This is a genomic window from Bacillus sp. TH19 (genome assembly GCF_016651075.1).
GTDB lineage: Bacteria > Bacillota > Bacilli > Bacillales > Bacillaceae_G > Bacillus_A > Bacillus_A mycoides.
Window position 1 is genome coordinate 1903018 of the sequence record NZ_JAEKEO010000010.1, and the last position, 20527, is coordinate 1923544.

The 20527-nt window shown below is 34.6% G+C and carries 16 protein-coding genes and 3 pseudogenes; 14 read left to right on the top strand and 5 right to left on the bottom strand.

All coding sequences use genetic code 11. From position 1 onward, the window contains the following. Positions 1-5: 5 nt before the first annotated feature. Complete coding sequence (locus tag JFU54_RS27420) at positions 6-284, bottom strand: hypothetical protein (protein ID WP_002085760.1); 279 nt, start codon at positions 282-284, stop codon at positions 6-8. Positions 285-519: 235 nt separating this feature from the next. Between JFU54_RS27420 and JFU54_RS27425 the strand changes: the two are divergent. The 8 genes and pseudogenes from JFU54_RS27425 (at position 520) to JFU54_RS27460 (ending at position 10142) form a co-directional block, all read left to right on the top strand. Then, a pseudogene (locus JFU54_RS27425) lies at positions 520-1663 on the top strand (MFS transporter). Positions 1664-1683: 20 nt separating this feature from the next. Further along, positions 1684-1871, top strand: a pseudogene (locus tag JFU54_RS27430) (HesB/YadR/YfhF family protein); the annotation flags it as partial. Between the two features lie 415 nt (positions 1872-2286). Beyond that, complete coding sequence (gene mmgD / locus JFU54_RS27435; RefSeq protein WP_002127276.1) at positions 2287-3408, top strand: citrate synthase; 1122 nt, start codon at positions 2287-2289, stop codon at positions 3406-3408. Positions 3409-3506: 98 nt separating this feature from the next. Next, positions 3507-4943: a 2-methylcitrate dehydratase gene (gene prpD / locus JFU54_RS27440; protein ID WP_002085755.1), complete on the top strand. Its 1437-nt coding sequence runs from the start codon at positions 3507-3509 to the stop codon at positions 4941-4943. Between the two features lie 18 nt (positions 4944-4961). After that, positions 4962-5870: a methylisocitrate lyase gene (gene prpB, locus JFU54_RS27445; protein ID WP_002031847.1), complete on the top strand. Its 909-nt coding sequence runs from the start codon at positions 4962-4964 to the stop codon at positions 5868-5870. 155 nt (positions 5871-6025) lie between these two features. Further along, complete coding sequence (locus tag JFU54_RS27450; protein ID WP_201067206.1) at positions 6026-7735, top strand: acyl-CoA dehydrogenase family protein; 1710 nt, start codon at positions 6026-6028, stop codon at positions 7733-7735. Positions 7736-7751: 16 nt separating this feature from the next. Further along, positions 7752-8642: an NAD(P)-dependent oxidoreductase gene (locus JFU54_RS27455; protein WP_002031851.1), complete on the top strand. Its 891-nt coding sequence runs from the start codon at positions 7752-7754 to the stop codon at positions 8640-8642. A gap of 39 nt (positions 8643-8681) precedes the next feature. After that, on the top strand, positions 8682-10142 hold the full coding sequence (locus JFU54_RS27460; RefSeq protein WP_201067208.1) for a CoA-acylating methylmalonate-semialdehyde dehydrogenase: 1461 nt from the start codon (positions 8682-8684) through the stop codon (positions 10140-10142). A 106-nt stretch (positions 10143-10248) separates the two neighbouring features. Here the strand turns inward: JFU54_RS27460 and JFU54_RS27465 are convergent, their stop codons facing one another. Both JFU54_RS27465 and JFU54_RS27470 read right to left on the bottom strand, forming a co-directional pair. Then, a complete protein-coding gene (locus tag JFU54_RS27465) occupies positions 10249-10881 on the bottom strand; it encodes a LysE family translocator (protein ID WP_085960726.1) in 633 nt (210 codons plus the stop codon). 160 nt (positions 10882-11041) lie between these two features. Further along, on the bottom strand, positions 11042-12094 hold the full coding sequence (locus JFU54_RS27470; protein ID WP_201038351.1) for an enoyl-CoA hydratase/isomerase family protein: 1053 nt from the start codon (positions 12092-12094) through the stop codon (positions 11042-11044). Positions 12095-12444: 350 nt separating this feature from the next. Between JFU54_RS27470 and JFU54_RS27475 the strand changes: the two genes are divergently transcribed. The 4 genes from JFU54_RS27475 to JFU54_RS27490 all read left to right on the top strand — a co-directional run bounded on the left by JFU54_RS27475 (position 12445) and on the right by JFU54_RS27490 (position 17385). Further along, positions 12445-12702 (top strand): hypothetical protein, encoded by a 258-nt coding sequence (locus JFU54_RS27475; protein WP_002012747.1) that lies wholly within the window; start codon positions 12445-12447, stop codon positions 12700-12702. Positions 12703-12886: 184 nt separating this feature from the next. After that, complete coding sequence (locus JFU54_RS27480) at positions 12887-13126, top strand: DUF2584 family protein (RefSeq protein ID WP_002085739.1); 240 nt, start codon at positions 12887-12889, stop codon at positions 13124-13126. A gap of 15 nt (positions 13127-13141) precedes the next feature. Further along, on the top strand, positions 13142-14299 hold the full coding sequence (locus JFU54_RS27485) for an exonuclease SbcCD subunit D (protein ID WP_002012752.1): 1158 nt from the start codon (positions 13142-13144) through the stop codon (positions 14297-14299). Next, positions 14296-17385 (top strand): AAA family ATPase, encoded by a 3090-nt coding sequence (locus tag JFU54_RS27490; protein ID WP_201067210.1) that lies wholly within the window; start codon positions 14296-14298, stop codon positions 17383-17385. Before JFU54_RS27485 ends, JFU54_RS27490 begins: the two co-directional genes overlap by 4 nt. Positions 17386-17545: 160 nt before the next feature. Here the strand turns inward: JFU54_RS27490 and JFU54_RS27495 are convergent, their stop codons facing one another. After that, the gene (locus JFU54_RS27495; RefSeq protein ID WP_002157923.1) at positions 17546-17719 is read right to left on the bottom strand and encodes a hypothetical protein; all 174 of its coding nucleotides are present in this window, start codon (positions 17717-17719) and stop codon (positions 17546-17548) included. Between the two features lie 335 nt (positions 17720-18054). Between JFU54_RS27495 and JFU54_RS27500 the strand changes: the two are divergent. Next, positions 18055-18353: pseudogene (locus JFU54_RS27500) on the top strand (ArsR/SmtB family transcription factor). 63 nt (positions 18354-18416) lie between these two features. Here the strand turns inward: JFU54_RS27500 and JFU54_RS27505 are convergent. Then, complete coding sequence (locus tag JFU54_RS27505) at positions 18417-18602, bottom strand: YkvS family protein (protein WP_002012762.1); 186 nt, start codon at positions 18600-18602, stop codon at positions 18417-18419. Positions 18603-19295: 693 nt separating this feature from the next. Here JFU54_RS27505 and JFU54_RS27510 point away from each other — a divergent pair. Next, positions 19296-20498 carry an L-lactate MFS transporter gene (locus JFU54_RS27510; RefSeq protein WP_002085734.1) on the top strand — a complete coding sequence of 401 codons (1203 nt, stop codon included), beginning with the start codon at positions 19296-19298 and terminating at the stop codon, positions 20496-20498. Positions 20499-20527: the final 29 nt, after the last annotated feature.

Genomic DNA, 20527 nt, shown 5'->3' on the forward strand with positions numbered 1-20527 from the left:
TATTTTTAAATATTAAAAGTACCATAGAAATTTTGAAAGTAAATTGATGGGAAATGATAAAAAATTTGAGTTGGCGGTATTGGATAACTAGGGCCATAAAAAGTAGTACTACTCGGGTGTGTACCATGATGCCAAAATGAAGGGGTGACTTGGTCAGTCGATTGATATTGTTGCCAAGCGGCAGGAAGTTCGATACCAACATCAGAACTAGCTGTATGAACGACAGGAACATGTATTGAGGGAGCTGATGGGACAACGGCGGTTATTCTTGGTGATACCCACATGAAAACGATCACTCCTAAGTTTAATAATAAAATAGTATATTCTTCTAAAACCTATAAAGGTACATATATAGGTTTTTTGCTTAAAACATAGGCATAAAGTCGTAAGACCAACTTAAATTGATGGTAGACCATCTATTATGAAAAGATACGTCTATTAGCGGAGGGCAAGGGAACATGAAAAATATACAATTGATGTGTTGATTGTAATATTTTACGTGTTTATGGAGGGATTTTAATGGAACGATTATGGACGAAATCATTTATACAAATGACTATCGCGATGTTATTTTTATTTACGGGGTTTTATTTACTTGTTCCAACGCTCCCGCTCTTTATTAAAGAGATTGGTGGAAATGAATCGCAAGTTGGACTGATGATGGGAATGTTTACAATAGCGGCAGTTGTAATACGACCGATTATTGGAGGTATGTTAGATCAATATGGTAGAAGATCTTTTATTATTTTCGGACTCATATTTTTTGGGATAACGATGTATTCGTATAATTTAGCATCGACTATTGTCCTTTTAGCTGTTTTACGCGTTATTCACGGAGTGACGTGGGCTGTTTCTACAACAGCAGTTGGAACAGCGATAACTGATATTATTCCAGATTCACGTCGTGGTGAAGGGATGGGCTGGTATGACAATCGCGATGGCAATTGGCCCGATGATTGGATTATGGGTTGTACAAAATTATTCATTTCATGGTCTATTCTTGTTAGCAACTCTTTTATCCTTTATGGCAGTCGTATTATCGTTAATAACGAAAATACCATTCACGCCACAAAAACAAAAAGGGAAAATTCAGCTGTTTGAAAAATCCGTTTTATCAATAACGGTTGTTGTTTTCTTTTTATCATTTGCATATGGAGGAATAACAACATTTTTACCGTTATTCGCGTCATCAATTGATGTGAATCCTGGGACATTCTTTCTTGTATATGCAATTGCTTTAACAATTGTACGACCTATTTCAGGAAAACTATTAGATAAGTATGGAGAAGTTTTTATCATACTTCCGGCACTATGTATTACTATTTTAGCGATAGTTGTACTAACGATTTCAAATGGTTTGATAGGTGTAATGATTGCAGCGGCATTATATGGTGTTGGATTCGGTTCAGCACAGCCCGCTTTACAAGCAGCGATGCTGACAATTGTTGATCCTAGTAAAAGAGGAGTTGCTAACGCTTCATTCTTTACCGCTTTTGATTTAGGGATTGGATTAGGTGCGATTTTACTTGGAGTAGTTTCACAAATGTTTGGTTACCGTATTTTATTTGCAGGTAGTACAATTTCAGGATTAATAGCTTTAATTATATTTGTCATTTTTGTAAAACAACGATTAGGCAAAAAAGATTTTGCGTATAAAGCATGAATGAATCTATTTGATGTATTGTAAGGTACGGAGGAAATAGCTCAATTCAGCCCGGATATTCTTTAGGGATTGTTTCTGAGAAATCAGTTCGGGAAATAGTGTCAGTTGAGAAAGACGGTAGTTTATTTTTATAGATTTTGATGATCTTTCGTACTTTCAAAACTATGAATTAGTTGTAAGCTATCGTAAAGAAACGGAAGAAATTTAATTTAATTATGTAAAATAATAATTTTATTAAAAATAAATAAATTTTATATAAGAATTATATTTATGGGAATATGAAATAAATATTATAAAAAACCGAGCTGTGCATGAGTGCAGCTCGGTTTTTTATGTTTGTTGAAGAAAAAGGGATTAAAGGTATATTTAGTGGGATTATATGGATAATTGTTATATTTCGTTTTAAAACATTGTAAAAGGATGTCTGTCCTTTCTTTATAAAAGATGAAAGTTATTTTTGAAAAATTGTATTATTACATCGGTAAAAGTATAGGAAACTTATCATTATAAAATAAATTGAAATCTTCTAAAAACTCTGATACATTGAAATAGAAATGTAGTTTCATATTATTGTAAAGGCTTACAGTTATGTGCACGAAGATCTATTAGGATTGGAGGAAATAATGATGAAAGCTGAAGAAAAATTTTCCCCGGGATTAGATGGTGTAGTAGCAGCGGAAACGAAAATTTCGTTTCTTGACACAGTAAAAGGTGAAATTGTAATTCAAGGGTATGATTTAATCGAACTCTCAAAAACAAAAGAGTATTTAGACATTGTGCACCTTTTATTAGAAGAACGTTTACCGAATGAGGATGAGAAAGCAACAATTGAAAAGAAATTAAAAGAAGAATATGCAGTGCCAGAAGGTGTATTCAATGTTCTAAAGGCATTGCCTAAGGAAACGCATCCTATGGATGGGCTACGTACAGGTGTGTCTGCATTAGCTGGTTACGATAGTGATATCGAAAACCGCTCGTTAGAAGTGAATAAAAGTCGAGGATACAAGCTTTTAAGTAAAGTGCCAAATATTGTAGCGAATAGCTACCATATTTTAAATAATGAGGAACCAATTGAGCCTCTTCAAGAATTGTCATATAGTGCGAATTTCTTCTATATGTTAACTGGAAAGAAACCAACTGAACTTGAAGAGAAAATCTTTGATCGTTCCCTTGTTTTATATAGTGAACATGAAATGCCAAACTCTACTTTTACAGCACGCGTTATTGCATCAACGCAATCCGACTTATACGGCGCTTTAACAGGAGCAGTTGCATCCTTAAAAGGAAGTCTTCATGGCGGTGCGAATGAAGCGGTTATGTACATGCTTTTAGAAGCTGGTAATGTTGAGAAATTTGAAGAGTTATTACAGAAGAAACTATATAACAAAGAAAAAATTATGGGCTTTGGACACCGTGTTTATATGAAAAAGATGGATCCAAGAGCACTTATGATGAAGGAAGCATTAAAGCAGTTATGTGATGTGAAAGGCGATTATACACTATATGAAATGTGTGAAGCTGGAGAAAAAATTATGGAGAAGGAAAAAGGAATTTATCCGAATCTTGATTATTATGCTGCTCCAGTATATTGGATGCTTGGTATTCCAATTCAACTTTACACACCAATCTTCTTTAGTTCTAGAACAGTAGGGCTATGTGCACACGTAATTGAGCAACATGCGAACAATCGTTTGTTCCGTCCACGTGTAAATTATATTGGCGAGCGACATGCATTTAGTAAATAAAAACAACTGGGGAGTTGTTAGCGCCGCCCGCCAGATGGGTGTTTGACCGACACCCATCATTAATAATAACGAATTTTCGACAGAAAGGGAAGAATAGCATGATTAAAACAAATGAAATTAAACAAAAAGATGCATTATTAGAAGAAATTACAGACTATGTATTAAATAAAGAGGTTACAAGTGCAGAGGCATTCAGTACGGCTCGCTACGTATTACTTGATACACTTGGATGTGGAATTTTAGCACTACAATACCCAGAGTGTACGAAATTATTAGGACCAGTTGTACCAGGAACAATCGTGCCAAATGGTACACGTGTACCAGGAACATCTTATGTGCTAGATCCAGTAAAAGGCGCATTTAATATCGGATGTATGATCCGTTGGTTAGACTATAACGATACTTGGCTTGCAGCAGAGTGGGGACATCCATCTGATAACTTAGGCGGAATTTTAGCAGTTGCAGATTATATTAGCCGCGTTCGTATTTCAGAAGGAAAAGAACCATTAAAAGTACGTGAAGTACTAGAAATGATGATTAAAGCACATGAAATTCAAGGTGTACTTGCTTTAGAAAACAGTTTAAACCGTGTTGGTCTTGATCACGTATTATATGTAAAAGTAGCGACGACTGCAGTAGTTGCAAAAATGCTTGGCGGAACGCGTGAGGAAATCTTTAATGCATTATCACATGCGTGGATTGATAATTCTAGTCTTCGTACATATCGTCATGCTCCAAATACAGGTTCACGTAAATCATGGGCAGCAGGTGATGCGACGAGCCGCGGTGTTCATCTTGCAATGACTGCATTAAAAGGTGAAATGGGTTACCCAACGGCATTATCTGCACCAGGATGGGGATTCCAAGATGTGTTATTTAACAAGCAAGAATTAAAATTAGCAAGACCGCTAGAATCTTATGTAATGGAAAATGTATTATTCAAAGTGTCATTCCCAGCAGAATTCCATGCACAAACAGCTGCAGAATGTGCAGTGAAATTACATCCGGAACTTAAAGAAAGATTAGATGAAATTGATCGTATTACAATTACAACTCATGAGTCAGCAATTCGTATTATCGATAAAGAAGGTCCATTAAATAACCCAGCTGATCGCGATCACTGCCTACAATACATTACGGCAATAGGTTTATTAAAAGGAGATATCGTTGCGGATGATTATGAGGATGTAGTAGCGAATGATCCACGTGTAGATGAATTGCGTAATAAGATGGTTGTTGTTGAAAACAAACAGTACAGTTTAGATTACCTTGACCCGAACAAGCGCTCAATCGCCAACGCTGTTCAAGTTCATTTTAAAGATGGTACTGTAACAGAAAATGTGGAATGTGAATACCCACTTGGCCACCGTTTCCGTAGAGACGAAGCAATTCCAAAAGTTGTTCGAAAATTCACTGCAAATATGGCAGGTCATTATTCTAGTAAGCAACAAGAAAAAATCCATGAAGCTTGTCTAAATGAAGAAAAACTAGAAAATATGAATGTAAACGAATTTGTAGATCTATTCTTAATTTAATAATAGGGGGAATTTAGAATGGCTTGGGTTGTGAATAAACAGTCAACACAAGAGGAGCTTGCGAATCGCTTCCGAGCTTTAGTAGAAGCAAATGAAATTTTGCAAATTCCAGGTGCTCATGATGCAATGGCGGCTCTTGTTGCGAAAAACACAGGTTTTTCAGCTCTATATTTATCGGGAGCTGCTTACACTGCAAGTAAAGGACTACCAGATTTAGGAATCGTGACGTCTACTGAAGTAGCAGAGAGAGCAAGGGATCTAGTTAGAGCTACAGATTTACCAGTTCTTGTTGATATTGATACAGGATTTGGTGGAGTACTAAACGTAGCGAGGACAGCTGTAGAAATGGTGGAAGCGAAAGTTGCGGCTGTTCAGATTGAAGATCAACAATTACCAAAGAAATGTGGACATTTAAATGGTAAGAAACTTGTTACTACAGAAGAATTAGTTCAAAAAATTAAAGCGATTAAAGAAGTTGCGCCAAGTTTATATATTGTAGCACGCACAGATGCTCGCGGCGTGGAAGGATTAGATGCAGCGATTGAAAGAGCGAATGCATATGTAAAAGCAGGGGCAGATGCAATATTCCCAGAAGCGCTTCAATCGGAAGAAGAATTCCGTTTATTTACTAGCAAAGTGAATGCACCTTTACTAGCAAATATGACTGAGTTCGGAAAAACACCATATTATAGTGCAGAGGAATTTGCGAATATGGGCTTCCAAATGGTAATTTATCCTGTAACTTCACTTCGTGTTGCTGCAAAAGCATATGAGAATGTGTTTACGCTAATTAAGGAAACGGGTTCTCAAAAAGATGCACTTTCTAATATGCAAACGAGAAGTGAATTATATGAAACAATTTCATATCATGACTTTGAAGAGTTAGATACTGGAATTGCAAAAACAGTATTATCTGAAGATCAATAGGTAGAAGGATTTAGGCGATGAAAATACATCTTTGGCAAAACGAACTGCTTGATGTGAAAAATCATCGCCTTCTGTTTTCAATAATAAGATATTCCACTCATCGTAGACGAGCATATGCAAAAATCAACGAAGGCCGAAATGATAGGGGGATTCAGATGGAGAAAACGAAGTTACCATGGGATGAATTTTTTTCACTCAATAAAGATGTGAATAATACTTTCTTTACACCAGAAGATTTTTCAGGGGATGAAGATTTAATTGCAAAAACGACAGAACAATTCGTTAGACAAGAAATTGTCCCGCAAATTGAGAATATTGAACAACATAACTATAAAGTTTCTCGTCAATTATTTGAGAAAGCTGGGGAACTTGGATTATTAGGCATTGAGGTACCAGAAGATTATGGCGGATTCGAGTTAGGAAAGGCTGTCTCAGGTCTTGTAGCAGAGAAAATGGGTTACGCTGGTGCATTTAGCGTTTCTTTTAATATACACGCCGGTGTAGGTACGTTGCCTTACATATATTATGGAACGAAAGAACAGAAAGAAAAATATTTGCCGAAAATTGCGTCTGGAGAATGGATTGGGGCTTATGCTTTAACTGAGCCAAATGCTGGTTCTGATGCATTAAGTGCAAAAACGAGTGCAGTATTGAATGAAGATGGAACTGCTTGGAAGTTAAATGGTGAGAAGCAGTGGATTACAAATGCTCATATGGCAGATGTATACGTTGTTTTTGCGAAGACAAATAAAGGAATGACAGCGTTTATTGTCGAAAGAACATGTGAAGGTGTATCCATTGGACTAGAAGAAAAGAAAATGGGGATTAAAGGTTCTTCAACAGCGACGCTTATTTTAGAAGATGTTGTCATCCCTGCTGAAAATGTTTTAGGGGAAGTTGGGAAAGGGCATCACGTAGCTCTTAATATCCTTAACTTTGCTAGACTAAAACTGGCTTTTGGAAATATTGGAACAGCAAAACAAACAATTGGTTTATCGGTTCAATATGGAAAAGAGCGAAAACAGTTCCAAACGGAATTAGTAGATTTTACGATGATTCAAGAGAAAATTGCCAATATGATTATTTCTACATATGGAGCAGAAAGTGCAGCTTACCGTACAGCGGGTGTAATTGATGAAGCAATTCATGAGAGTGATGAAGATCTTATGAAAAAAATGTCCCAATTTGCAATTGAATGTGCACTGAATAAAGTAAACGCTTCTGAAACACTTGCTTATATCGTAGATGAAGCTGTACAAATTCATGGTGGTTACGGTTATATGCAAGAATACGAAGTAGAACGATTATATCGTGATGCTAGAATTAGTCGTATTTTTGAAGGAACGAATGAAATTAATAGATTAACAGTTGCAAAAATGTTAATGAAGCAAATCGAGCAAATAGAAGATGCTGAAGTAGAAATTGATGTGGCAAATGTAGAAAGAAACCATCGTTACATTTTATTAGCGAAAAAATTGTTGAAACAATCTTTGAAAACGCTCTCTAAAACTCCAGGTTTAAAAATTGAGCAAGAGCAAGAATATTCACGCGTATTATCAAATATGTTGACGGACGTGTACGTCATGGAATCAGCATTTTTACGTACGAGGAAAGCAGTTAGTAAAAATGGTGAGGAAAAAGAGCGTACGAAACAAATGATAACAGATGTTATTTGTGAAGAAGGATATCGTAAAGTAGAAGAATCCGCGATTTCCATTCTTTCAGCAGCTGTCACAGAAGAACAAAATAGACAAGAAATATTAGCTGAAATCCGTCAATTATTAGTGCCTTTATACTCAAACTTATTTACGAAAAAGAGAGATATTGCGAAAGTTATTATAAATCGCGGGAAATATATTGTGTAAATAGGAGGAAAGCGATATGAAAAAGATTGGTTTTATCGGTTTAGGTAACATGGGTCTTCCAATGTCTAAAAATTTAGTTAAATCTAGCTACACAGTATATGGAGTGGACTTGAATAAAGAGGCGGAAGCTTCCTTTGAAAAAGAAGGAGGAATTATCGGCCTATCAATCTCAAAACTAGCAGAGACATGCGATGTGATTTTTACAAGCTTACCATCACCTCGTGCTGTTGAAGCGGTATATTTTGGGGAAGAAGGATTATTTGAAAATAGCCACTCGAATGTAGCTTTAATTGATACAAGTACAGTATCTCCACAATTAAACAAACAATTAGAGGAATCGGCGAAGGAAAAGAAAGTAGACTTTTTAGCAGCACCTGTTAGCGGTGGGGTAATTGGTGCAGAAAACCGTACATTAACGTTTATGGTTGGTGGATCGAAAGAAGTGTATGAGAAAACTGAATCTGTCATGGAAGTGCTTGGAGCGAATGTTTTCCATGTTAGTGAGCAGATTGATAGTGGTACAACTGTTAAATTAATTAATAATCTATTAATTGGTTTTTATACAGCTGGTGTGAGTGAAGCTTTAACATTAGCGAAAAAGAACAATATGGATTTAGATAAAATGTTTGATATTTTAAATGTAAGTTACGGTCAAAGTAGAATTTATGAGCGTAATTATAAAAGTTTCATTGCATCAGAAAATTATGAGCCAGGCTTTACTGTGAATTTATTAAAGAAAGATTTAGGATTTGCGGTAGATTTAGCGAAAGAAAGCGAACTTCACTTACCAGTAAGTGAGATGCTATTAAACGTATATGAAGAAGCGAGTGAGGCAGGATATGGTGAAAACGATATGGCTGCTTTATATAAGAAAGTTAGCGAACAATTAATTTCTAATCAAAAATAGTGCACTTATAAAAACCATGATAAAAAAGGAGAGAATATAATGATTACAACTGAAATTAAACGAGTGAAAAATCATATTAATGGCGAATGGGTAGAATCTACTGGTACGGAAGTAGAAGCGGTTCCGAACCCGGCAACCGGAAAAATCATCGCTTACGTTCCACTTTCTCCAAAAGAAGATGTTGAAAAAGCTGTTGAAGCGGCAAAAGCGGCATACAAAACATGGTCTAAAGTGCCAGTTCCAAATCGTTCAAGACAACTATACAAATATCTACAACTGTTACAAGAAAATAAAGAAGAGCTTGCAAAAATCATTACGCTAGAAAACGGTAAAACGCTAACGGATGCAACTGGTGAAGTACAGCGTGGTATTGAAGCGGTAGAACTTGCAACATCAGCACCAAATTTAATGATGGGACAAGCCCTTCCGAATATTGCTAGTGGAATTGATGGATCGATTTGGCGCTACCCAATCGGAGTTGTTGCTGGTATTACACCGTTTAACTTCCCGATGATGATTCCATTATGGATGTTCCCACTTGCAATTGCTTGCGGTAATACATTCGTATTAAAAACATCTGAAAGAACGCCACTTTTAGCTGAGCGACTTGTAGAGTTATTCTATGAAGCTGGTTTTCCAAAAGGGGTATTAAATTTAGTACAAGGCGGAAAAGATGTTGTAAATAGTATTTTAGAAAATAAAGATATTCAAGCAGTTTCGTTTGTTGGCTCTGAGCCAGTGGCACGCTACGTATATGAAACTGGTACAAAAAATGGTAAACGTGTACAAGCGTTAGCAGGTGCGAAAAACCATGCGGTTGTTATGCCAGATTGCAACCTTGAGAAAACAGTACAAGGTGTAATTGGGTCTGCGTTCGCAAGTAGTGGAGAGCGCTGCATGGCATGTTCAGTAGTAGCAGTAGTTGATGAAATTGCTGATGAATTCATTGATGTATTAGTAGTGGAAACGAAGAAGTTAAAAGTAGGTGACGGTTTCAACGAAGATAATTATGTTGGACCATTAATCCGTGAATCTCATAAAGAACGTGTTTTAGGCTATATTAATAGTGGTGTAGCAGATGGAGCAACTTTACTAGTAGATGGCCGTAAAATCAATGAAGAAGTTGGAGAAGGTTACTTTGTTGGTGCAACAATCTTTGATGGTGTAAATCAAGAAATGAAAATTTGGCAAGATGAAATTTTCGCTCCGGTATTAAGTATTGTAAGAGTAAAAGATTTAGAAGAAGGTATTAAGCTGACAAATCAATCGAAATTTGCGAATGGTGCTGTTATTTATACATCAAATGGAAAACATGCACAAACATTCCGAGACAATATTGATGCTGGTATGATTGGTGTAAACGTTAATGTTCCAGCACCAATGGCATTCTTCGCATTTGCAGGAAACAAAGCTTCATTCTTTGGAGATCTTGGTACAAATGGTACGGATGGCGTTCAATTTTATACACGTAAAAAAGTTGTAACTGAGCGCTGGTTTTAATAAAGTGAAATGATAATGAGTGGGGTGCATTCCCACTCATTATAAAAATAATACAAACGAAAATACACTACTCCATTATGAGTAGTGTATTTTCGTTTGTATTGTGTTAACTATTTCTTTCAAAGGCTAATTTAATACCAAACCCAATTAAGACGATTCCTGTAATCCCTTGAATATAACGCTGTGTCTTCGGTTTTTTCATAAAAGCACTAATTTTATCAATTAAAAATATATAAAAAGCAAACCAAATGACGGTTAAAATGAGATAAGTAAGTCCCATAACGAGAAGTTGTATAAATGTATTATGATTTGGATTTAAAAACTGTGGTAAAAAAGTTAAAAAGAAGACTGCAATCTTAGGGTTTAGTAAATTTGTAAGAAACCCTTGGCGAAAGCAAGAAGTATGTTTATTGTCATTATTTATTGGAACGTCATTTGTATTTAAGTCTTCTGTGTTTCTTACTGCTAAAAGGGCTTTAATACCAATATAGACTAAATATACAGCACCAACATATTTAAAAATAGAAAATAAAAGAGCAGACTTTACAATAAGTGCTGAAAGACCAATTACAGCAGCTAAAGTGTGAATTAAAAGCGCAACACAAGTACCAAAAACAGTTTTTACGCCGCCGATTTTGCCGGCAATCAATGTGTTTTTCGTAGCCATTGCTGTATCAGGACCGGGTAGAATAATAAGACATATAGACATAATAATAAACAGAAAAAAATTTTCCATAATGTTATCCGCCTTCCTTTTTTTGTTTTTAGAAAATTCGATTAACGTTAGTTTAACATACATTTTAGTTAAATAAAATTAAATTATATTTAAAATTATTTAACTAAAAAGAAGAGGCCATATAGAGTAGCTGAGAGTGTGCTACAATATATGGCCTCTTTGTTTAAGCGTTAAGTAAGTTAAAGAATCGATTTACATCTTCTTCTGAAACATCACTTAATTGTTTATATTTATAATTTGGATTTTGGTCTTTATCAACTACAACGGAGCGTACTCCTTCAAAGAAATCTTCATGTCGCATGAAGTTTTTAGCGAGTATAAGATCTGTCGCGAAACATTCTTCAACTGACTTTTCTTGGCCATCAATAAACTGTTTTAATGTTACCTTTAATGAAACAGGGGATTTGGATAATAGCTTTTCTTTCGTTGTTTGGGCAAATGGACTTTGATCTTTCTCTAACGATTGAATGATTCCCTCAATTGTATCGAATGCAAAATGCGAATTAATTTCTTCTACTGAGGAAGAAAGATTGCCATCTAAGTTTGGAGCAGTTGCAAATGTACGAATAACTTCTTTTAAATGAGTATGTACATCTTCTTTTTTCCAATTTACCTTTTCAAGTGCGGTAAGGAAATTTGGTAATGAATCTGATGTCATAAAGTAATCAGCAGCGTTAATATATAATACATCAGGAGCTTTTAAAATAGATGCTGTTAAAGCAACATATCGACCAGTATATCCAGGCGCTTTATTTAAGAAATAAGCAGCGCCGACATCAGGGAAGAAACCGATGTTCATTTCAGGCATTGCCCACTTCGTACGCTCTGTTACAATTCGATACGTCGCTCCATTTGTCAGACCGACACCACCGCCCATTACAATTCCATCTAAACAAGCGATAATTGGTTTTTTGTATTGATAAATAAATGTATCAATTTCATATTCTTCTTCAAAAAACTGCTCTGCATGTTGTAATGCAACTTCGTTAGAACGTGCTTCGTATAGCGTTTTAATATCACCACCTGCACAAAAACCTTTCGTCCCAGCTCCTTTTAAAACGATGAGTTCAATACGCTCATCTTGCTCCCATTCTTTAAGTTTTTGCCCAATTGGTTGTAACATGTCATAGGATAAAGAATTAAGTGCTTTTGGACGGTTTAAAGTAATAGATGCAACGCCGTTTTCGCTAACAGAAAATAAAACGTGTTCAGTCATTATAAATCCTCCCTTACTTATCTTTCTATTCTTATTTCTTGATACATGCTGAAATGTCCTCTATAATTTTTGTCTAAATTAGGTGCTTAGTGTTAGTATTTATCGCATATTTTGACGAGTTATATTTGCAGGATTTCAGAGAATGAAGAGGAATATTACAACATTACTGTAAGTGCTATTATTTGAAAATGTCGTGTTGAAGGCGCTATTATATGTATAACTTATATTGAGTTAGTATACGTGGCGTAAATTAAAGAGTTGATGTAGAAAAAGTTAAAAGGCTGAATTATCTAACTTTTAAAGAGCGCGGGGTTTGTATATAATTAGAAATAGAGAAAGGAGAGATCGGAATGCCAGGACCTTTACTATTGTCGGTTATTATTTTGTCATCTCTTATGGTAGGAATTACACAGTATTTTCATCATACAGATACGACAGAAGAAGTGAAGGCTAAGGTACGTCTCGTGTTTCCGATTTTTATAATATCTATTTCCATATGCTTTTTATTAAATAAAGATGGGTATGTTGTGGCCGTATTTGCGTTTTTTGTAGCGATTGTCTTAATAACTGTATTGTACTACGTTATGAAAGAGTACTTACAAAAATAAGGATGCCTGAAAGGGCATTTTTATTTTTGTAGATTAATAATTTCACATACCGTATTTCATATAAAAAAACATAAAATATTTATAATTAAAAAAGTATGTACATCGCGGTGTATTTACTTGTCAATCTTGCATGACCACTATACTATTAAAATGTAGAGATTAGAAAAAAGGGGTTGTATCTAGCATGAAATTTGAGATGCATACAAAAATTATTTCAAATGAAAAAGAAGTAAGATTACATATAGAAGATAATTTATTTCAATTAATTTTAGATGGTTATCATCTATTTACTATTCAAGAAATATTGCCTTTATATAAATCAAACGAAGAAAGAATCGGTAGTGCAATTGTCCAAAAGTTAGAATGGGAGAACGGAAAAACTACACTAAACTATCAGCTTGTGTCACTACAATCAGTAAACTAAAAGGAGAAGGGTAATATGAAGTTTTTTCATACAGCGGATTGGCATTTAGGTAAGCTTGTTCATGGTGTATATATGACTGAAGATCAAAAAATTGTGTTAGATCAGTTTGTACAAGCTGTTGAAGAGGAAAAACCGGATGCTGTAATTATTGCAGGAGATTTATATGACCGAGCAATTCCACCTACAGAAGCAGTAGACTTATTAAATGATGTATTACAAAAGATAGTTATTGATTTACAAACACCAATAATTGCAGTTGCAGGAAACCACGATAGTCCGGACCGCATACATTTTGGTAGTAATTTAATGAAAAAACAAGGATTACATATTGTTGGACAATTCCAGTTTCCATACAATCCTGTTGTTTTAAATGATGAATACGGAGAGGTTCATTTCCATCTCGTTCCGTATGCAGATCCAAGTATTGTTAGACACATATTGAAAAATGAAGATGTTCGTTCTCATGATGATGCGATGCGTATTTTTATGAACGAACTCTCTGAAACGATGGATAAAGAAGCGAGACACATATTTGTAGGACATGCATTTGTAACTTCTTCAGGAGAGGCAGAGGAAAATACGAGTGATGCGGAACGACCACTTTCAATTGGTGGTGCTGAATATGTAAATAGCCATTATTTTGATAAGTTTCATTACACGGCGCTTGGCCATTTACATCAAGCGCATTTTGTACGTAATGAGACAATTCGTTATTCAGGTTCACCACTTGCATATTCTATTTCTGAAGAAAAGCATAAAAAAGGATATTATATTGTGGAACTGGATGAAAAAGGTGAAACAACAATTGAAAAACGTTTACTTACACCACGTCGTAAAATGCGTACAGTAGAAGCGAAAATAGACGATTTATTGCTTCATCCAGTGAGTGAAGATTATGTATTTGTGAAATTATTAGATGAAAATCCTGTCTTGCAGCCAATGGAAAAAATACGTTCTGTATACCCAAATGCAATGCATGTTGAAAGATCTATTCAAAGACGAGAGTTCACAGATGAAAATGAAGTAACTGTTTCAAGACATAAAACGGATGATTTATCTCTTTTAAAAGCATTTTATAAAGAAATGAAAGGGCTAGATTTATCAGAAGAGAAAGAACGTCTATTTTTAGATGTTTTGCAAACAGTGCAAGAACGGGAAGGTGAGCGAGGATGAGACCGATTCAGCTTATAATGACCGCGTTTGGTCCATATAAACAGAAAGAAGTAATCGATTTTAAAGATCTTGGTGAGCATCGTATTTTCGCTATTTCTGGAAATACAGGAGCTGGAAAGACAACGATTTTTGATGCGATTTGTTATGTATTATATGGAGAGGCTAGTGGAGAAGAGCGCAGTGATACAAACATGCTTCGTAGCCAATTTGCTGATGATGATGTTTATACAAGTGTGGAATTAACTTTTCAATTAAAAGGAAAAAGTTATGAAATTAAACGACAACTGGGCCATAAAAAACAAGGAAATAAAACAATTACAGGACATGCAGTCGAATTATATGAAGTAATTGATGAGGAAAAAGTTCCATGTGTCGATCGTTTTCATGTAACGGATGTAAATAAAAAAGTTGAAGATTTAATTGGATTAAGTAAACATCAATTTAGCCAAATTGTCATGTTACCGCAAGGAGAGTTCCGAAAATTATTAACATCTGAAACGGAAAATAAAGAAGAAATACTACGCCGCATTTTTAAAACAGATCGTTATAAATTAATGCGTGAGATATTAGATCAAAAGCGTAAACAATGGAAAGACGTCTTACAAGAAAAACAAAAAGAACGTGAGCTATATTTCCGTAATGTATTTAAATTACCAATACGTGATGGAGCATTATTAGAGACATTAGTGAAGCAAGAGCATGTAAATACACATCAAGTAGTAGAGGCATTAGAACAAGAAACAATTTGGTACAATGCAGAGGTTGAGCAATTACACTTAGAACAAAATGACAAAACGAAACAATTAAAAGAAGCAGAGGCACGTTTTCATGCAGCAAAAGCTGTAAATGAGAAATTCAAAGATTTAGAACAAAAGAATGAGAAGTACAGTATTTTACAAGAAAACCGTGCCGTAATCGAAATGAAAGAAAAATCTTTTAAACATGCGGAACAGGCGAAGCGATTATTACCATTTGAGCAATGGTATGAGGAAGCGATGCAATATGAACAGCAGTCTGAAAGTTTGTTAAAACAGATAATCGCAAAAAAAGAGCATATAATGAACAGTTTTGCACTTGCTCAGGAGAAATATGAAGCATTAAAGAATAAGGCATCCGAGCGAGAAAATGCTAAAAAACAAGTTCAAAGACTAGAAGAGTTACAGACAATTATTGCATCATTAGCTGAGAAAAAGTTAAATTTGCAAAATGCTGAAATTCAAATAGGAAAATTAAAAGAAGGTATGCAAAAGTTAGATGAACAACTAGAAGCGCATAAAAATGAAAAACAAAGAATGTCTGGCGAATTACAGCAATTAGAAGCAGCGCTTGAACAATATGTAGCTAAAGTAGAAGAACTAACGAATATGCGAGAAGATGCAAAAGTATTAAAGCAGGCATATGATGTATGGCAAGAAAAACAAAAATACGAGCTAGAAAAAGAAAGTGCGTTTCATAAGATGCAACAGGCAGTTAGTACATATGAAAATATGGAACGCCGCTGGTTAAGTGAACAAGCTGGTATATTAGCTCTTCATTTACATGATGGTGAATCTTGTCCAGTATGTGGTAGTATGGACCACCCGAAAAAAGCTACAGAGCAAAGTAATGCAATTGATGAAAAAGAGTTAAATGAGCTAAGAGAAAAGAAAACTATTGCGGAAAAATTACATGTTCAATTAGAAGAAAAGTGGAATTTCTATCGAGTTCAATATGAACAAGTGATAGAAGAAGTGCTAAAGCGAGGCTATCGCTCAGAAGAATTAGTAGAAACATATAGTGCGCTCGTTCAAAAAGGAAAGCAATTAGCAGCAGAAGTTAATGCGTTAAAAGCAAGTGAAGAAACGCGTAAGCAAATTGCTGTGAATATAAAAAGCGTAGAAGAAAAAGTAGAAGAACTCCAGAAACAAAAGCGTGAAGTAGAAACTGTGCAGCACCGTACTGAAATGGAGTGTATGCAGCTTCGTACGTCATATGAACATGATAAGCAAAATATTCCGGAAAGCTTGCAAACGGTACAAGCTTGGAAAGTACAGTTTGACCAAGCTCTGCAAGAACTTAGGTTAATGGAAGATGAATGGGAGAAAGTACAAGAGGCGTATCAACATTGGCAAAATGAAAATATACGTATTCAAGCAGAACATGATAATGCTTCTAATCAATTTAATAGTGCAAAAGAGAAGAAAGAAGAGACGTTCACACGCTTTATGAAAGAGCTAGAACAAAGCGGATTTACAGATCAATTAACATATAAAGAATCCAAATTAAATGATGCTGAGATGGATAAGTTACAACAAGAAATCCAAAGTTATTACTCATCTCTAGAAGTACTTACAAAACAAATTGAAGAATTAAAAGCAGACTTAAAAGATAAAGAGTATATGGACATTTCTTCATTAGATGAGCAAGTGAAAGAATTGGAAATTAGCCTTGATATTATTAAAGAAAAACGACAACGTGCTCAAAACGCCGTATCATATATTACGGATTTACATGAAAATATTAAACGAATTGATGAACAAATTCATGAGGAAGAAAAAGCATTCCAAGAACTTGTTGATTTATATGAAGTAATGAAAGGGGATAACGATAGTCGTATATCCTTTGAACGTTACATCTTAATTGAGTATTTAGAACAAATTGTTCAAATTGCGAACGAACGACTACGTAAATTATCAAATGGACAATTTTATTTAAAACGAAGCGAACGAGTTGAAAAGAGGAATCGACAAAGTGGATTAGGATTAGATGTATATGATGCATATACAGGTCAAACCCGAGATGTAAAAACATTATCTGGCGGTGAGAAATTTAACGCATCACTTTGCTTAGCACTTGGAATGGCAGATGTAATTCAAGCGTATGAGGGTGGTATTTCCATCGAAACGATGTTTATCGATGAAGGATTCGGCTCATTAGATGAAGAGTCATTAACGAAAGCAGTTGACGCCCTAATCGACTTGCAAAAATCAGGTCGCTTTATCGGTGTAATTTCACACGTTCAAGAACTGAAAAATGCAATGCCAGCTGTATTAGAAGTAACGAAGCAGAAGGATGGGTGTAGTCAGACGAGGTTTGTGGTGAAATAAGCTTGTCAAATTGAAAGTATCTATCCTTACTTTGAACATTGTACCAAATTGTTATAACGTTTTTTCAATTAAGTTCAAATGAATTTAATAATGTTTTTATATAAAGCCGTCTCTATAGTAGAGGCGGCATCTTTATTATTTAAAGGAATGAATGATGCAATTATGAATCATTTGAAGAAGGTGGCGTATTTGCCAAACGATTATAACTTTTAAAGGCTGAAATTGCAGATATAACACCACCTGTTAAAAATAAAGCTGAACCACCAACTAAAATAATACGACTGACATATGTTTCACGAGCTTCTTCAACTTGTTCTTGTGACGGTGTTGGCATATAAAGTCCCCCTCAATAAGAATGTGTTTTGCAATAGTATATACAAATGCCTAAAATATGTTAAAATCACTGGATAGTATTATGAGGAAGTATATAGTTAGATGTGAATTGTTTGAAAAATCTTCATTATAAATTTATGCTAACTTCACATAGAGCACAAATTGAAATTGTATTATGTATATGTACCAAATAGATGAAATTGTATAGTATTGCTGTTTTTAAATAATCGAAATCCTATTATTTCTATATAAGGGTCTTAATTGTATATTAGAGATAATATTTTATTTAGAAGCAGATTTTAATAAAAAGGAATTCAAATAAAAGGGGAATGTCTTATGACAACATATACGAGCGAGATAAAAAAAGTTTAGTAACTGAAGAAGATGTGGATATTTTAAAAATAATGGCACATCCAATACGATTACAAATTGTAAATGAATTAAGTGCACGCAAAACTTGTAATGTAACACAATTAACAGAAATATTAAATATTCCTCAATCGACTGTTTCGCAGCATTTATCAAAAATGAAAGGTAAAGTGCTAAGAGCTGAGAGACGAGGGTTAGAAATTTATTATTATATTAATAATTTAAAAGCAAGCAAGATTGTTAGTGTTTTAGGATATGTAAATTAATGAATTGTTATTATACAAAATAGCCTCCGCTGTTAAGCAGGGGCTATTTTGTATTGTATTGTTTTATTTATTTGCATTTAAAATTTTATAGTTTTTATGATTTACAATTGTTCGGTCAAATTCAAAAGTACCACCGCTTACATCTGTGACTTCAACTAAGACCGATTCAGTGTATAGTTTTAGTACAGATGCTGTGATCTTTAAGTTATTTCGTTGAAATAGTATAGTATCGCCTACGTTTGCTTTCATAGTACCTCCTTATAAAAGTCAGAAATGTTTGTTTATTATATATATTAAACCACGTATAGATATATTAGTGAATGTTTAGTTTTATTTATCAATAAAATATTTGTTGTTTAATAAAAATTAAAGTGCAAAATTATGTAAATGAATTATATATTTTCTGTTTTTATGTAGAAAATTGTAAAAAACGTTGTACTTTTGTATGTTTCGTTAGAAAAACAAGATATACGGAAGTGGAAATGGTGGGATTTTTGATTACAAGCATTGTAACGAGAAGCCAGATTACAAGACTATTAAATGATTTGTATTAAGAAATATAGACGCAACATGTTATAAAGCTGGGGAGTTAAAAAGAATATGGTGTTTTTTTGTTTATATAGGATAATCAAAATTTTGAAGTCCAGCCATGGTGTAACAGGGCGCATAACTTTGTATAAAAGAGGATATGAAAACACACATAAGTCGTATTGATGTAAAACATTATAAAAACTACTACGTATTTAACAAGTAGTTTTTTGTATTTCACCCTTCGTTTTCTGTAACTGATTCCATATTTTTGACGCTCCATCTTGTAAGTGCTTACATAAGCGAAAACATCCTATACAATGAAGTTGTTAAGTCGAATGAGGTGGCGAAAATAAAAATAAAAAAAGCATATTTAGCGAATAGCATTGAAATAGAAAGAGGAGGAGAGATGGTATGAAAAAATCATCGGTTAATCCATGGCTTGTTGTCCTTGGAACAGTCATAGTACAAATGGGGCTTGGTACGATATATACATGGAGTTTATTCAATCAGCCCTTAGTGAGTAAATACGGTTGGAGTCTTAACGCTGTTGCTATAACTTTCTCAATTACTAGCCTGTCTTTAGCGTTTTCAACTTTGTTTGCGAGTAAATTGCAAGAAAAATGGGGACTTCGTAAACTGATTATGATAGCTGGACTAGCATTAGGAATTGGATTAATACTTAGTTCACAAGCTTCCTCATTAATATTGCTTTATGTACTAGCAGGGGTTGTTGTAGGTTATGCAGATGGTACAGCATATATCACTTCATTATCCAATTTAATAAAGTGGTTTCCAAAGCGTAAAGGTTTAATTGCTGGTATTTCTGTCTCTGCATATGGTTCGGGTAGCTTAATTTTTAAATATATTAACGCACAGTTAATTGAATCAGTTGGTGTATCACAAGCGTTTATATACTGGGGTTTAATTGTTACAGCTATGATTGTCCTTGGCGCTTGTTTAATCCATCAAGCTGCAGATCAAGGAGCAGTTCATGAAACAAAAACTCAGGAATATACAACGAAAGAAATGTTAGGCACAAAACAAGTATACTTATTATTTATTATGTTATTTACATCATGTATGAGTGGCTTATACTTAATTGGTATGGTAAAAGACATTGGTGTTCAACTTGTAGGGCTTAGCGCAGCGACAGCAGCTAATGCGGTGGCTATGGTTGCAATCTTCAATACATTAGGTCGTATTATTTTAGGACCGTTATCAGATAAAATCGGCCGTTTAAAAATCGTTACTGGTACATTTGTTGTTATGGCAGCTTCAGTCTTGGTTTTAAGTTTCGTAGATTTAAATTATGGTATCTACTTCGTATGTGTAGCAAGTGTAGCGTTTTGCTTTGGTGGAAATATCACTATTTTCCCAGCTATCGTTGGTGATTTCTACGGTATGAAAAACCATAGTAAGAACTACGGAATTGTGTATCAAGGATTTGGATTTGGAGCGCTCGCTGGTTCCTTTATCGGTGCAGTTCTAGGTGGATTCAAACCAACTTTCATGGTGATCGGCGTATTATGTGTCGTATCATTTATTATCGCACTTTTAATCCAAGTGCCTAAGCAGAAAAAAGAAAAAGAAGAAGAGTATCGCAGTGTAGCGTAAGTATATAAATCTTCTTTAACACTATGTTT